We start from the raw sequence: 14,411 nt of genomic DNA on the forward strand, positions 1-14,411 counted from the left end.
CGGGACAAGGCTGTTGTTTACAGCGTTTACTTTTCTGTGATTCTCGGATTCGGAGGGCCTTCGTGGCTTGGAGCGCAGCCGACGTACCCGATCAGAGCGGCCGGGTGGCCGTCGTCACCGGCGCCAACAGCGGTCTCGGGCTGGAGACCGCCAAGGTCCTTGCCGCGCGTGGTGCGACCGTCGTGATGGCCTGCCGCGATCCGCAGCGCGCCGAGCAGGCCGCCGCCGAGGTCGGACAGCAGGGGGACGGCAAGGCCGAGGTGCTCCGGCTGGACCTGGCGTCGCTGGACTCCGTCCGGTCGGCGGCGGAGGAGCTGCACGAGCGGCACCCGCGCGTCGACCTGCTGGTCAACAACGCCGGGGTGATGTTCCCGCCGTACGGCCGGACCGCCGACGGCTTCGAGCTGCAGCTCGGCACCAACCACCTCGGGCACTTCGCCTTCACCGGGCTCGTGCTCGACCTGCTGCGCGACGTGCCCGACTCGCGGATCGTGGTCGTGGCCAGCCTGGCCCACCAGTTCGCCCGACGCGGCGTCAACTTCGACGACCTGCAGTCCGAGCGCAGCTACAACCGGGTGCTCGCCTACGGGCAGTCCAAGCTGGCCAACCTGCTCTTCACCTACGAGCTGCAGCGCCGTCTCGCCGCCGCGGAGAACGTCCGGACCGTGGCGCTGGCCGCCCACCCCGGCTACTCCAGCACCGAGCTGACGCGTCATCTGCCGCAGTTCCTGCAGCCCGCCAACCGGGTTCTGGTCGAGCCGCTGCTGGCCCAGCCCGCCGTGGCCGGCGCGTTGCCGTCGCTGCGCGCCGCGACCGACCCGCAGGCGCAGGGCGGCGAGTACTACGGACCCGACGGATTCCAGGAGATGCGCGGCGCGCCGAAGCGGGTCAACTCCACCCGGGCCTCCCACGACACCGACGCACAGCGACGGCTGTGGTCGGTGTCGGAGGAGCTGACCGGGGTCACCTACACCGTCTGACACCCTGTCGGTCGCCTGGCGCCGTCCGGCTCAGACGTGGTCGGGGCGGCGCCACTCCTCGCCCAGCACGTGGTGGGCGAGGAACGCCAGCACGGTGGTGTACCAGAGCTTGGCGTTGTTGGGCTTGAGCACCCAGTGGCCCTCGTCCGGGAAGTAGAGGAACTTCGCCGGGACCTCGAAGCGGACCAGGTCCGACCAGAGCGCCAGTGCCTCGCCGATCGGGACGCGGTAGTCCTTGTCGCCGTGGACGACCAGCATCGGGGTCCGGATGGACGCCGCGTGGAAGTGCGGGGAGGAGGAGTCCAGCCGCTCCGGCCGGGTCAGCGGGTCGCCGAAGTGCCTGCGCCACCAGGCGGTCGCGTCGGTGGTGCCGTTGAACGAGTACAGGTTCCAGAGGGCGGCGTGGGTGACGATGGCCTTGAACCGGTCGGTGTGGCCGGCGATCCAGTTGGCCATGTAGCCGCCGAACGAGCCGCCCATCATGGCGGTCCGCTCCGCGTCGAGGTCGTCGCGCTCCAGCGCGGCGTCGGTGAGGGCGAGCACGTCCGTGAACGGGTTGCCGCCCCAGTCACCCCAGCCGCGGGCGTGCATCTCCTGGCCGTAGCCGGTGGAGAGGGCCGGGTCGGGCAGCAGGACGGCGTAGCCGGCCGCAGCCGCGACCCACGGGTTCCAGCGCCAGGTCCAGGAGTTCCAGCTCATCTGCGGCCCGCCGTGAACCCAGAGCAGGAGTGGTGCCGGACGCTCCGCCGACGCGCCCTCCGGCAGGACCAGCCAGGCGCGCAGCGGGGTGCCGTCCTCGGCGGTGGTGGTGACCTCGGTCAGCGACCCCGGGACCGATGCGATCCGGCCGGGCGCGGGCAGGACCGCCGGGTCGTCCTGGTCGGCGCGCCGCGCGTCCAGGCGGACAGGGGTCGGCGGGCTGTCGACCGCGGCGCGCAGCGCGTAGAGCGTCGTCCCGTCCGGGGAGACGGTCAGGTTGGTGTAGGCGCCCGACAGCGTCAGGCGGGTCGGGGTGCCGCTGCGGTTGCCGTTGCCGTTGCCTGTGCCATTGCGCGTGGCGGTGTTGCCGGAGTTGCCGGTGTCGGCGGTGTCGAGCCGGTAGATCGGCGAACGGCCCTCCGTGTCGGCGGTGAAGAAGACGACCGGTGCCCCGTCCCGCCCCGGGACGGGGGAGACGGCGACGTTTCCCGGCCAGTGCGGGAAGTCCGGCAGCAGGTCGCGGCCCGCGTCGAGGGGGTCGGTGGCGTCGGTGAAGTACCACAGCGTGGCCTCGTGGCTCTTCTCCCAGGAGGAGTTGAGTGAGCGCAGGCAGACCAGCCCGCGCGAGTCGGGGGTGAAGAGCGCGGACGTGAAGGAGACGCCGTCGACGTGAATCCGCCGCAGCTCCTTGCCGGTCACCGCGTCGGAGACGACGATCACTTCGGTGGTGGTGTCCGGGTGGCCGCCGCTGAGCGCGGTCCAGGCGACGAGCGAGCCGTCGGGGGAGATCACGACGGTGGGCTCGAAGGCGTTCGAGGAACCGCAGTCCACCGGCGCCTCGGCGGGGGCGGTGTCCGAGGCGGTGATGACGTGCGGGCGACCGGGGCCGAGGTCGTGGTCCCAGTAGCGCACGATCGCGTCCTCGTGCAGTACGGCGCTGACCTTCGCCTCGTCACGCGCCTTGCGCAGCGCGGCGTCCGACTCGGCGTCGACCGCGCCGGGGAGCCGGGGGGAGAGGTAGGCGATCCGACCACCCGACCGCGCCGTCGCGAACGAGTCGACCCCGGCGGCAGGGTGCAGGATCCGCTCCGCCTCGCCGCCGTCGGCGGGCAGCGCCCACAGCGTGGCCGTCTTCACCTCCGGCTCGCCCTTCGGCGCGTCGGGCTGCGCCCGGCCGGAGAGGAACAGCAGCGCGCCGTCCGCACGGAAGGCGGGCGCGGACTCGCCCTTGTCGGACCGGGTCAACCGCCTCGCGGGCCGTTCGCCCTCCGGGTCGAGCTCCCACAGCGCGGAGATGGACCGGGTCCGGTCGGAGGAGAGTTCCGACACGGTCGTGACCAGGCACGATCCGTCGGGTGAGAGCGCGAGCCCGCCGATGCGCGGGATCGCGAGGAAGGCGTCGAGGTCGTGGAACGGCGTTGCCCCATGGGGCTGCTGCGGGTTCGTCGGCATGCGGACAGTCTTGCCGGGCCCGGGTCTTTCGACCAGGGGTGGTGCGATCAGATCGCGCCGTCGGCGCACCATCGGCGCACCGCCGGCCAGTCAGCTCGCGGCGTGGACCCGGGCGGAGGCGTGGACCAGGGCGGCGGTGAGGCGGGCGTCGTCGTCCTGCTCCGGGTGCCACTGGACGGCGAGGAGGAAGGATTGGCCCCCGCCCTCCACCGCCTCGACCGTGCCGTCGTCTGCGTGGGCGGAGGGACGGAGGCCGTGGCCGAGGGTGGCGACGGCCTGGTGGTGGTAGGTGGGAACAGTGAGGGCGTCGGTGCCGAGGATGGTTGCGGTGCGAGTGCCGTCGACGGCGTTGACGGTGTGGTGGCCGTAGCGGCCCGGAGCGGGGGAGTGCTCCAGATTGCCGCCGATGAGGTTCGGCAGATGCTGCGTCAGGTCGCCGCCGAGGGCGACGTTGAGGAGTTGCATGCCGCGGCAGATGCCCAGCAGCGGTCGCTCGCGGTCGAGGGCCGCGCGGATCAGCGCGAGTTCCCAGGCATCGCGGGTGAGGGAGTCGGGGGTGGGGGCCTGTGTGTGCGGGTCGGCGACCGCGCCGTAGCGGGCCGGGGCAACGTCGGGTCCACCGGCGATGATCAGGCCGTCCAGCCGGGCGACCGCCTCGGCTGCCGCGTCCGGGTGGTCGTCGGGCGGGAGCATGGCGACCAGACCGCCGCCCGCCTGGATGAACTCGGCGTAGCGCCTGGGCAGCAGATCGGCGGGGGTGTCCCGCCAGACTCCCCAACTGGCGGAGTTCAGATAGGTGGTGATGCCGATCAGCGGGCGGGGCACGGAGACCTCCGGAGTGAGGGGCAGGGACGGAAGCTGTACGAAAAGCTGTACGGAAAGGTGAACGGAAGGGAAGCGGAGAAGCAGAGGCAGTCGGGGGAGGCAGCAAAGGCGGGCAGGCTGGGAAGCAGAGGTGGTCAGGCGAGGAAGCCGCGCAGCAGTGCGGCCGTGCCGGCGAGGTGTTCGCGCATCGCGGCGCGGGCGCGGTCCTGGTCGCCCGCCAGGATCGCCTCGACCAGCTGCTCGTGCTGGCATTGGGAGTGGTCCAGGTTGGGCGGCAGCAGCGGTATGCAGTCGAGCAGCTCGTTGACGGTGGCGCGCACCGTCGCGTAGTGCGCGGCCACGGAGGGGGAGCCGCTGAGCTCGGCGACGGCCAGGTGCAGCCGGGTGTCTACCCGCCGGTACTCGTCGAGTGAGGCCTCGCCGGTGGCGGTGAGCAACTCGCGCAGCAGCTCGGCCTCGGCGCCGATGGGGCGGCGTGCCGCGCACAGCTCGGCCGCGCCGACCTCCAGGACCTCGCGGAAGAGCAGGGTGTCCTCCAGCTGGTCGCCCAACTCCTCGGTGCGGCGCCGCAGTTGCTCGCCGTCGCCCTCGGCGGCGGACGGCGCGGCGACGGGCTGGCGGACGAACGCGCCCCCGTACCGGCCGCGGCGGACCTCCAGCACTCCCGCGTCCTGCAGCACCTTGAGCGCCTCACGCAGCGTCACCCGGCTGATCTGGAGCCGTTCCGCGAGCTCGCGCTCGGGCGGCAACCGCTCGCCGACCGGGACCAGGCCCAACCGGACCAGCTGCAGCACCTTCTGGACCGTCTCCTCAAAGGTGTTGCCGGAGCGAACCGGACGCAGCACGGCCGCGTAGGCGTCGACGACGGATGCGCCGTCGCCCGAGGCCCTGGAGCCGCCGTCGGCGGACACGTCTTTTTCGATCATGGCACCCCCTTCCCTTTCAATGGTACAAGGCCATACCTTTAAAGCGCCCGACCCGGTCCACATGTCCCCATGCACCCGGAGGCACCACCCATGACTTCTCAGGCGCCCCTGCAAGCGCCCCTGACCCTGGAGGCGCTCCGTGGCCTCGTCGCGTCAGGAGAGATCCACACCGTAGCCCTCGCCTTCACCGACATGCAGGGCAGGCTTCAGGGCAAGCGCTTCGCGGCCGGCCACTTCCTCGACGAGGTGGTCGCCCACGGCAGCGAGGGCTGCGCCTACCTGCTCGCCGTGGACGTCGAGCTCAACACCGTGCCCGGCTACACCATGGCCTCCTGGGAGACCGGCTACGGCGACTTCGTGTTCCGCCCGGACTTCGACACGCTCCGCCGGCTGCCCTGGCAGCTGGGAACCGCGCTGGTCACCGCCGACCTGACCTGGGAGGACGGCACGCCCGTCGTCGCCTCACCCCGGCAGATCCTCAAGCGGCAACTGGACCGCCTGGCCGAGCGCGGGCTGACCGCCTGGGCGGGCACCGAGCTCGAGTTCATCGTCTTCCGCGACACCTACGAACAGGCCTGGGAGCGCGGCTACCGCACGCTGACCCCGGCCAACCAGTACAACGCCGACTACTCCCTCCTCGCCACCGCCCGGATCGAGCCGCTGCTGGCCCGGATCCGCAACGAGATGGGCGCCGCCGGGCTCGTCGTGGAGTCCGCCAAGGGCGAGTGCAACCTCGGGCAGCACGAGATCGCCTTCCGCTACGACCGCGCGCTGACCACCTGTGACCAGCACAGCGTCTACAAGACCGGCGCCAAGGAGATCGCCTCCCAGGAGGGCATGGCGCTCACCTTCATGGCCAAGTACGACGAGCGCGAGGGCAACAGCTGCCACATCCACCTCTCGCTGCGCGACGCCGACGGCAGCCCGGCCTTCGCCGACGGCAGCGGGCACATGTCCCCGCTGATGCGGCACTTCCTCGCCGGTCAGCTGGCGGCCATGCGCGAGCTGACGCTCCTCTACGCACCCAACATCAACTCGTACAAGCGGTACCGGCCGGGCTCCTTCGCGCCGACCGCCGTGGCCTGGGGCCCCGACAACCGCACCTGTTCGCTCCGCGTCGTCGGCCACGGGCCCTCGCTGCGCTTCGAGAACCGCGCGCCAGGCGGCGACGTCAACCCCTATCTCGCCATCGCGGGCATGATCGCGGCCGGACTGCACGGCATCGAACAGCGCCTGGAGCTGCCCGAACCGTGCACCGGCAACGCCTACTCCGCCGACTACGCCCACTTGCCGACGACCCTGCGTGAGGCAGCCGAGCTCTGGGCCGGCAGCGAACTCGCCAAGGCCGCCTTCGGTCCTGACGTCGTCCAGCACTACCTGACCATGGCCCAGGTCGAGCAGGACGCCTTCGACACCGCCGTCACCGACTGGGAGCGCTACCGCTCCTTCGAGCGCATGTGAGCCGCCCCGTGAATGCCAGGACTGCTTCGCTCCCCGAACTTCCCGAAATTCCCGATCTACCCGAACTTCGCGATCTCCCCGAATCTCTGACGGTATTGAACCCCGCGACGGAAGAGGTTGTCGCGGAGATCCCGGCCGCTTCACCCGAACAGGTGGCCGTCGCCGTCGAACGCGCGGCCAAGGCCCAGCAGTCGTGGGCCGCGCTCGCCCCCGGCGACCGGGCGCGCCTGCTGCGCCGCTTCGCCGACGGCGTCGACGCGCGGATCGACGAGCTGGCCGACCTGGAGGTCACCGAGGCCGGGCACACCCTCGGCAACGCCCGCTGGGAGGCGGGCAACGCCCGTGACCTGCTGGAGTACGCGGCAGGCGGCATCGAGCGGCTGACCGGCCGTCAGATCCCGGTCGCGGGCGGCCTGAACGTCACTTTCCACGAGCCGCTCGGCGTCGTCGGGGTGATCGCGCCGTGGAACTTCCCGATGCCGATCGCCGCCTGGGGCTTCGCACCCGCGCTGGCGGCCGGGAACTCGGTGCTGCTCAAGCCGGCCGAGACCACCCCGCTGACCGCGCTGTTGCTGCAGGACATCGCGCTGGCGGCCGGTCTGCCCGAGGGCCTGTTCCAGGTGCTGCCCGGCCACGGGCGGATCACCGGGCAGGCGATCGTCGACCACCCCGGCGTACGGAAGATCGTCTTCACCGGCTCCACCCCGGTCGGCAAGGGGATCATGTCCCGCTGCGCCGCGGACCTGAAGCGGGTCACCCTCGAACTCGGCGGAAAGAGCCCCAACATCGTCTTCGCCGACGCCGACCTGCAGCGCGCCGCAGCCGCCGCGCCGATGTCGTTCCTCGACAACAGCGGCCAGGACTGCTGTGCCCGAACCCGGATCCTGGTCCAGCGAAAGGTCTACGACGACTTCCTCGCGCTGGTCGCGCCCGCGATCGAGGCGGTCCGTGTGGGCGACCCGCGCGACGCGGCGACCGAGATGGGCCCGCTGATCTCCGCCGTCCAGCGCGAACGGGTCCGCTCCTACCTCACCGACGACGTGCCGGTGTTGGCCCGCGGCAAGGCCCCGGAGGGCCCCGGCTTCTGGCAGGCGCCGACGCTGCTCGCGCCCGAGGACGAGGGCTGCCGCGCCGCCACCGAGGAGATCTTCGGGCCGGTCGCCGTCGTCCTCCCCTTCACCGACGAGGCCGACGCGCTGCGGCTGGCCAACGCCACCCGCTACGGGCTCTCCGGCTCGCTCTGGACGCGCGACATCGGCCGCGCGGTGCGGATGGCGCGCGGCGTCAACGCGGGCAACCTGTCCGTCAACTCGCACAGCTCGGTCCGTTACTGGACGCCCTTCGGCGGCTTCGGCGAGTCCGGCCTCGGCCGCGAGCTCGGCCCGGACGCACTGGCGCACTTCACCGAGACCAAGAACGTCTTCATCAGCACCGAGGAATAGGAAGACAGGAGACACGTGGTGACCACCACTCAGCACGAGGAGCAGCAGGCCGCGCCGGTCTGCCGTCGTCTGGTCGGCCGGACCGCCGTCGTCACCGGCGCGGGCTCCGGGATCGGCCTGGCCACCGCCCGCCGGCTGGCGTCCGAGGGCGCGAACGTCGTCTGCGCGGACATCGACGAGACGGCCGGAAAGGCCGCCGCCGAGGAGGTCGGCGGACTCTTCGTCAAGGTCGACGTCACCGACGCCGAGCAGGTCGAGGCGCTGTTCAAGGCCGCCTTCGACACTTACGGCAGCGTCGACGTCGCCTTCAACAACGCGGGCATCTCGCCGCCCGACGACGACTCCATCCTCACCACCGGCATCGACGCCTGGCGCCGCGTCCAGGAGGTCAACCTGACCTCGGTCTACCTCTGTTGCAAGGCGGCGCTGCCGTACATGCAGCGGCAGGGCAAGGGCTCGATCATCAACACGGCCAGCTTCGTGGCCAAGATGGGCGCAGCCACCTCGCAGATCTCCTACACCGCCTCCAAGGGTGGGGTCCTGGCGATGTCCCGCGAGCTGGGCGTCCAGTTCGCCCGCGAGGGGATCCGCGTCAACGCGCTCTGCCCGGGACCGGTGAACACGCCGCTGCTGCAGGAGCTGTTCGCCAAGGACCCGGAGCGCGCCGCGCGCCGTCTGGTCCACATCCCGGTCGGACGGTTCGCGCACGCCGAGGAGATCGCCGCCGCGGTCGCGTTCCTGGCCAGCGACGACTCCGCGTTCATCACCGCCAGCGAGTTCCTGGTCGACGGCGGGATCTCCGGCGCGTACGTCACCCCGCTGTAGGAGACCCAGGAGAACGTGGCGGGCCGGTCGGGGTCTCAGCCGCGCTCGGTCAGCACCTCGAAGGGTTCGAGGGTGAGCTCGATGACCGACTCGTCCCGCTGCGCGGGAATCGTCGTGGGGAAGCTCGCACGACGGTTCCCGCGCAGCAGCCACCAGCCCGCGAGCAGGCCCGGCAGCATCTCCTTGGCCCGGTCGCTGATGCCGAGCAGCGTGTCGAGCGTCGACGCGTCGGCGAAGCCGAACTCCTGCCACTGCACCGCCGCGCAGACCACGACGAACGCCAACGCCAGCACCGGCACGGGCCCGTAGGGCAGGCGGGCACGGGGAACCCGCGCCAGCAGCGGACGCAGCGCCAGCACCGCGAGGACGGCGACCAGCTCGACCAGGACCAGCTCCGCCTGCCCCCGCGCCATCGGCGTCCAGAACCCGCCGTCCTCCGACGCGAGCGACCCCAGCGCCCGAGCTGATCCGATCTGCTGGTACCCCTCATGGCGCTGTCCTTCCCGCGGTTCGGCGTTCGCGCCACAATCTGCGGGCGATATCCGCGCACGTCAAGACCCGTCCCAGCCCTGGAGCACCGCTCGGTCCGGCCTGCCCCGGCCTGTCCTGACCTGGGAAGACGCGCCACGACGCGGTGCGAGCCGGCACGGTTCGCGACGGTTCGCGACGACTCGGCGCAAGGCTCGGCGCACGGCTCGACAGGCGGAGCTGATCGGATGCTTATCGGCCGCACGGTACGTTGCCCACGTGAGTGATACGACGCCCCCACCAGCCGGCTGGTATCCGGACCCCAAGCCGGCCGACCCCGACCACATCGGCGAACGCTGGTGGAACGGTTCCGAATGGACCGTCAGCACCCGCAGCGACGAGACCACGGTCTTCATCTCCGGTGAGCCCCCGGCCGCGCCCACGCGCGGACCTCGCCGCCCGCTGGTGGTCGTGGGCGTCGCGGCGGCCCTGGTCGGCGCGGGCCTCGGCACGCTCAGCACGTACCTGGTGATGCACCACGACAACGCGTCGACCACCGCGTCGAGCAGCCCGTTCTCCCAGGACGGCAACGGCGGTCAGGGTGGCAACGGCGGTTCCGGTGGCAGCGGCGGGCTCAACCCGTTCGGCAGCGGCGGCGGCAGCACCGGCGGTTCGGGCGGCAGCAGCGGCGGCGGCAGCACCGGCGGTTCGGGCGGGAGCACGGGCGGCTCCGGCGGCAGCGGTTCGAACACGGCGGTCGACGTCGTCGACGGCATCAGCTTCCCGGTCCCGAGCGGCTGGACCGGCGGCACGACGCAGGACGGCCACGCCTCGGCCTACTTCGGCAGCTACACCTGCGCGGGGTCGAGCAACTCCTGCTCCCTCGCGGGCGTCGACAGTGTGACCCTGAGCACTCCCGTCAGCACCGGCGTGCAGGCCGCGGCCGAGACGGACATCTCCGCCGCTGCCAAGGAGTCCTACGCCGCCATCACCGGCCACCAGGTCCTGGAGCAGAAGGCCGTCACCGTCGCGGGCCGCTCCGGTTACCTGGTCCGGTGGCAGGTGGACGCCAAGGTCGGCAACAACGGGACGGTGGAGACCGTCGTCTTCCCGAACACGGCCGGGAACAAGCTGGTCGCCGTGCGGATGGGCTTCGACATCGCGAGCAAGGCCCCGAGCGTCTCCGAGATGGACCAGATCGTCTCCAGCATCACCGACTTCTCCGCCGGCGCACTCACCGGCGGCGGCAGCGCGGGCTCGTCGGGGTCGTCAGGTTCTGCGAGCGACGCGCCCGGCAGCAGCTGAGCCGACTCCCAACGGCGGTGGCCCCGGTCGAGTCCTCGACCGGGGCCACCGCCGTCAGCTGATCCGACGTCAGAGGAAGGTCCTGCCCTCGCCCCGGTAGGTCGGCACGGACTCGACCACGCGGTCGCCCTCGACCAGGTGCAGCGTGGCGAAGCGCTCGCACAGCTCGCCGGCCTTGGCGTGCCGGAACCAGACCCGGTCGCCGATTCGCAGATCGTCTGCGGGGGAGCCGAGCAGCGGCGTCTGCACCTCGCCCGCGCCCTCCTGCGGGTCGTAGCGCAGGCTCTCCGGGAGGTAGGGGACGGGTGACCGGTCCGCGCCCGCCGCGCCGGAGGCGGGGTAGCCGCCGCCGAGCACGGTCACCACGCCCACACCGGGACGGCGCACCACGGGCTGGGCGAACAGCGCGGCCGGACGGCCGCTGAAGGAGCGGTAGTTGTCGAAGAGGCGCGGGACGTAGAGCCCGGAGCCGGCGGCCACCTCGGTCACGCAGCTCTCGGCGACGGTGCTCTCCACACTGCCGGTGCCGCCGCCGTTGACGAACTCCAGGTCGGCGACCTCGCGGACGGCCCGGACCACGGCGTCGCGCCGCGCCGCCAGCTCCTGGCGCGCGGTCCGCTGCATCAGCTGGATCGCCCGGGACCGGAACGGCCGCCCGGCGATGCTGTCGCCGACCCCGGCGACGTGGCCCTCGTAGGCCATCAGCCCGACCACCCGGAAGCCCGGCCGACGGCCGATCAGTTCCGCCAGCCCGCGCAGCGCCTCGGGCGTACGCAGCGGCGATCGGCGCGCGCCGATCCGGACGCGCCCGCCCAGCAGGTGCAGCGCGGTGTCCAGCTCCAGGCAGACCCGGATCTCCTCGGTCCCGCCCTCGCGAGCCGCGTCGATCAGGTCCAGCTGGGCCGGGTCGTCGACCAGGACGCTGATCGCCCCGGCCAGCTTCGGGTCGGCGGCCACCGCGGCGAACCCCGCGCGGTCCACCGACGGGTAGGCGAGCAGGATGTCGTCGAAGCCCTCGCGGGCCAGCCAGATCGACTCCTCCAGGGTGAAGCTCATGATCCCCTGGAAGCCGTCCTTGGCGAGCACCCGTTCCAGCAGCGTCCGGCAGCGCACCGACTTGCTCGCCACCCGGACCGGCTTGCCGCTCGCGCGGCGCACCAGGTCGGCGGCGTTCGCGTCGAACGCCGCAAGGTCGACGATCGCCAGCGGGGCGTCGAGATGCGCCGTGGCACGGTCGTAACGTGCGCGGTCGGCAGCGAGGGAGCCGACGGCAAGGGAACCAGCGGAACGGTGCACCATGGCCGAAGCCTGCCACACGGAACTACCTGCGGGTAGGGGTCGGTCCGACTCGTCCGAACCATCCGACTCGTCCGAACCGCACCGACCCCGCACCGACCCCGCTCGGGTCCAGTTCGGGTCAGTCGAAGGCGGATCCGACGGCTGTAGCGACGCGCTGCACCAGGCCGACGCCGCCGTCCATGCTCTGGATGTCGTCGGAGAGCGCGGCGATCAGCAGGGTGTGGCCGTCCCGGTGGACCTCGCCGATGCTGTTGATCACCCACAGGCCGGTGGCGGAGCGCGGCAGCCACCCGTTCTTCAGCGCGAACGACCCGCCGTCGTCGGCCGCCGCGCTGACGCCCCAGGCCTGGTCCGGCTCGACGGAGGACATCAGCGAGTCCAGATACTCCCTGGAGCCGCGGTCCAGGTGCGAGTGCGAAGTGAACACCTGGCGCAGCAGGGTCAGTTGGTCGCGCGCGGTGGTCGTGGTCAGACCCCAGTAGCCGCCGGTCCCGGCACTGGTGTCGTTCAGGCCGAAGCGCTGGTTGGCCGCGTCCACCCCGGACGCACCGCCCACCGCGTCGAAGAGACTGGTCGCCGCGTCGTTGTCGCTGTTCTCGATCATCTGCCGGGCGAGCGCTCGCTCGTCCGAGTCGAGCGAGGTGCCGTTGTCCTGGTGCTGGAGCAGCAGTGTGGCCAGGATGTCGACCTTGACGATGCTCGCGGTGACGAACGCGTGCCCGGTGTCCCCGCGATCGAGCGAGAGGCCGGTGGTCAGGTCGACGGCGGCGACCGCCGCGTTCCCGTCCGCGCTCGCGAGAGCGGCGTCGATGCCGTCGGTGTGCAGGGTCGGAGTCGGGGCCGGGGCCGATGTGGGAGGGGGAGTGGGACGTGGTGTCGGTGTCGCGCTGCGGGTCGGCGGCGCGGAGGGGGAGTGACGTGGCACAGGTAACGATCTCACCGTCCTCGTCCGGATCCTCGAAGGAGCGGCCGAGGGCCTCGCCTCCGGCCGCCGCGCGGCCGAAGCGTGCAGCAGAACCGCACACAGAACGACGGCCGTGAGCACCGTCCCCACCCCAAGGAGCACACGCCATGCACCATGACGGACCATCCCGTCGACGGTAGAGAAGGAGCCTGGCCGGGGCCTGGGATTCCGCTGGCGGCGGACTGGACTACGCTCGCGGGGTGGAGCGCAAGAACATCCCTGACCCGGGGTTCGCGGGTGACGACGGTTCAGCAGACCCCGAGCTGGCAGCGGCGTTCGCCGCGTACGCGGCGGACTCCGGCCCTGAGGCGGAGACGCGGGTCCTCGCCCTGCTCGCGAAGGCCCGGCTGATGGTGCCGATCGTCGCGATCCTCGGCGAGGTCGAGACGGACGAGCACGGTCACCGCCACGAGAAGACCAGCGACATGGCCGTCCCCACCCTCCAAGCCCCCGACGGACGCAAGGGCCTGCCGGCCTTCACCTCCCTCGACGCCCTCGCCCGCTGGCGCGCCGACGCCCGCCCGGCGCCGGTGCCCGCGGCGCAGGCCGTCCAGGCAGCGTGGAGTGAGCAGGCGGAGGCCCTGCTGATCGACCTGGCCGGGCCGGTCCCCTACGAGCTGTCCGGAGCGGCGCTGCGGGCTGTCGCCGAGGGCCGCGCGCATCGTCGTCCGTTGGACGATCCGGAGATCGCGGACGCACTGCGCGCGCTTCTGGCCAAGCACCCGGCCGTGTTGCGCGCGCACCTGCTCGCAAGCGAGCAGACCGACGCCCAACTCGTCCTCATCGCCGAGCCGGGCGCTCCCGCGGAAGCGTTCCAGGCGGTGGCGGGGGACCTGGCGGACAGTCAGCTGTTGCGCATCCGCCTGGACCGCGGCCTCGACCTCGCCGTCATCGCCCCGAGCCCCTCGGAGCCGAAGGCTCCGCTGTACGAACGCTGACGGTTCGCTCCCGCAGGTAGTCGCACCAGCAGGGGCGCGGGGAACTGCGCGACAAGCCACCCGGTGAGGCAGGGCCCCGAACGTTCAGGGCCATCCGCATATCAGTGGTTCTCGCGCAGTTCCCCGCGCCCCCGGGTACTGCGACGTCCCCCGTGTCGAAAGGCGTGTCTCAGCTGTACACGGGACCCGTGAACTTCTCGCCCGGACCCGTGCCCGGGGCGTCCGGGACGAGAGAGGCCTCGCGGAAGGCCAGCTGGAGCGACTTCAGGCCGTCGCGCAGCGGCGCAGCATGGAAGTTGCTGATCTCCGGCGCCCCCGCCGTCACCAGCCCGGCCAGTGCGGTGATCAGCTTCCGGGCCTCGTCGAGGTCCTTGTGGCCCTCGCCGCCCTCCGCCAGGCCCAGGTTGACCGCCGCCGCGCTCATCAGGTGGACCGCGACGGTCGTGATGACCTCCACGGCAGGGACGTCCGCGATGTCACGGGTCAGGTCGTCGAATTCGGGAGTCTCGCCGCTCATGGCTCAGGTCTCACTTCGTCTACGCTGGTCGGTGTCTCACCCGCAGTGTGCCGGAATCACCCGCGAGAGCGGGAATTCTGCGGTACCGGCGGACGCTGCTATGCTTGCAGACTGAGACCGGCCAGGTACCGCTCTGCCATTACGGCTTCAGCAGTCCCGGCCCGCAAGTGGAGGCTCCAAGGCTCCCACCCGCATCGACCTCCGGGTCGTCGGGTCAACGGTCCGACGTGGCGTTCCGCGCCGGCATGCCATTGATGGCGTGCCACCAGCGGTGCGCGTTCGTTCGTTGTACCTCGGAGCCCCGCCTGCG

The 14,411-nt window shown here is 71.8% G+C and carries 13 protein-coding genes; 6 read left to right on the plus strand and 7 right to left on the minus strand.

What is annotated here, in order from left to right:
* Window positions 1-62: 62 nt before the first annotated feature.
* Window positions 63-980: an SDR family NAD(P)-dependent oxidoreductase gene (locus ABH940_RS03835; RefSeq protein WP_370104239.1), complete on the plus strand. Its 918-nt coding sequence runs from the start codon at window positions 63-65 to the stop codon at window positions 978-980.
* A 30-nt stretch (window positions 981-1,010) separates the two neighbouring features.
* Here the strand turns inward: ABH940_RS03835 and ABH940_RS03840 are convergent, their stop codons facing one another.
* The 3 genes from ABH940_RS03840 to ABH940_RS03850 form a co-directional block, all read right to left on the minus strand.
* Entirely contained in the window at window positions 1,011-3,131 is a 2,121-nt protein-coding gene (locus ABH940_RS03840) for an alpha/beta fold hydrolase (RefSeq protein ID WP_370104241.1), read from the minus strand.
* Window positions 3,132-3,221: 90 nt separating this feature from the next.
* Window positions 3,222-3,956 carry a gamma-glutamyl-gamma-aminobutyrate hydrolase family protein gene (locus tag ABH940_RS03845; protein WP_370071851.1) on the minus strand — a complete coding sequence of 245 codons (735 nt, stop codon included), beginning with the start codon at window positions 3,954-3,956 and terminating at the stop codon, window positions 3,222-3,224.
* Window positions 3,957-4,090: 134 nt separating this feature from the next.
* Window positions 4,091-4,882, minus strand: coding sequence for a FadR/GntR family transcriptional regulator (locus tag ABH940_RS03850; RefSeq protein ID WP_370104243.1), 792 nt, complete (start codon window positions 4,880-4,882; stop codon window positions 4,091-4,093).
* A gap of 90 nt (window positions 4,883-4,972) precedes the next feature.
* On the opposite strand from ABH940_RS03850, the gene ABH940_RS03855 reads away from it, so the two are divergent.
* From ABH940_RS03855 to ABH940_RS03865, 3 genes are read left to right on the plus strand one after another with little or no spacing between them, the layout of a single operon-like run.
* Window positions 4,973-6,343: a glutamine synthetase family protein gene (locus ABH940_RS03855; protein WP_370104245.1), complete on the plus strand. Its 1,371-nt coding sequence runs from the start codon at window positions 4,973-4,975 to the stop codon at window positions 6,341-6,343.
* 47 nt (window positions 6,344-6,390) lie between these two features.
* Complete coding sequence (locus ABH940_RS03860) at window positions 6,391-7,785, plus strand: aldehyde dehydrogenase (protein WP_370104292.1); 1,395 nt, start codon at window positions 6,391-6,393, stop codon at window positions 7,783-7,785.
* Window positions 7,786-7,803: 18 nt separating this feature from the next.
* Window positions 7,804-8,610 carry a 3-oxoacyl-ACP reductase gene (locus ABH940_RS03865; RefSeq protein WP_370071848.1) on the plus strand — a complete coding sequence of 269 codons (807 nt, stop codon included), beginning with the start codon at window positions 7,804-7,806 and terminating at the stop codon, window positions 8,608-8,610.
* A 35-nt stretch (window positions 8,611-8,645) separates the two neighbouring features.
* Here the strand turns inward: ABH940_RS03865 and ABH940_RS03870 are convergent, their stop codons facing one another.
* Window positions 8,646-9,023, minus strand: coding sequence for a hypothetical protein (locus ABH940_RS03870; RefSeq protein ID WP_370104247.1), 378 nt, complete (start codon window positions 9,021-9,023; stop codon window positions 8,646-8,648).
* Between the two features lie 334 nt (window positions 9,024-9,357).
* On the opposite strand from ABH940_RS03870, the gene ABH940_RS03875 reads away from it, so the two are divergent.
* Window positions 9,358-10,383 carry a DUF2510 domain-containing protein gene (locus tag ABH940_RS03875; RefSeq protein ID WP_370071846.1) on the plus strand — a complete coding sequence of 342 codons (1,026 nt, stop codon included), beginning with the start codon at window positions 9,358-9,360 and terminating at the stop codon, window positions 10,381-10,383.
* A 69-nt stretch (window positions 10,384-10,452) separates the two neighbouring features.
* On the opposite strand, the gene ABH940_RS03880 is transcribed toward ABH940_RS03875, so the two are convergent.
* Together ABH940_RS03880 and ABH940_RS03885 are read right to left on the minus strand one after the other, a co-directional pair.
* Window positions 10,453-11,682 carry an amino acid deaminase/aldolase gene (locus ABH940_RS03880; RefSeq protein ID WP_370104249.1) on the minus strand — a complete coding sequence of 410 codons (1,230 nt, stop codon included), beginning with the start codon at window positions 11,680-11,682 and terminating at the stop codon, window positions 10,453-10,455.
* A gap of 118 nt (window positions 11,683-11,800) precedes the next feature.
* A complete protein-coding gene (locus ABH940_RS03885) occupies window positions 11,801-12,607 on the minus strand; it encodes a serine hydrolase (RefSeq protein ID WP_370104251.1) in 807 nt (268 codons plus the stop codon).
* Between the two features lie 239 nt (window positions 12,608-12,846).
* On the opposite strand from ABH940_RS03885, the gene ABH940_RS03890 reads away from it, so the two are divergent.
* Complete coding sequence (locus ABH940_RS03890; protein WP_370104253.1) at window positions 12,847-13,584, plus strand: SseB family protein; 738 nt, start codon at window positions 12,847-12,849, stop codon at window positions 13,582-13,584.
* Window positions 13,585-13,753: 169 nt separating this feature from the next.
* On the opposite strand, the gene ABH940_RS03895 is transcribed toward ABH940_RS03890, so the two are convergent.
* Window positions 13,754-14,101, minus strand: coding sequence for a DUF1844 domain-containing protein (locus ABH940_RS03895; protein WP_196193755.1), 348 nt, complete (start codon window positions 14,099-14,101; stop codon window positions 13,754-13,756).
* Between the last annotated feature and the right edge of the window lie 310 nt (window positions 14,102-14,411).

The sequence above is a fragment of the Streptacidiphilus sp. BW17 genome (assembly GCF_041262485.1).
Classification (GTDB): Bacteria; Actinomycetota; Actinomycetes; order Streptomycetales; family Streptomycetaceae; genus Streptacidiphilus.

Coding starts and splice junctions, on each gene's coding strand:
- ABH940_RS03880 (WP_370104249.1), bottom strand. CDS start 11,682: ATGGTGCACCGTTCCGCTGGTTCCCTTGCCGTCGGCTCCCTCGCTGCC.
- ABH940_RS03850 (WP_370104243.1), bottom strand. CDS start 4,882: ATGATCGAAAAAGACGTGTCCGCCGACGGCGGCTCCAGGGCCTCGGGC.
- ABH940_RS03895 (WP_196193755.1), bottom strand. CDS start 14,101: ATGAGCGGCGAGACTCCCGAATTCGACGACCTGACCCGTGACATCGCG.
- ABH940_RS03855 (WP_370104245.1), top strand. CDS start 4,973: ATGACTTCTCAGGCGCCCCTGCAAGCGCCCCTGACCCTGGAGGCGCTC.
- ABH940_RS03840 (WP_370104241.1), bottom strand. CDS start 3,131: ATGCCGACGAACCCGCAGCAGCCCCATGGGGCAACGCCGTTCCACGAC.
- ABH940_RS03870 (WP_370104247.1), bottom strand. CDS start 9,023: ATGGCGCGGGGGCAGGCGGAGCTGGTCCTGGTCGAGCTGGTCGCCGTC.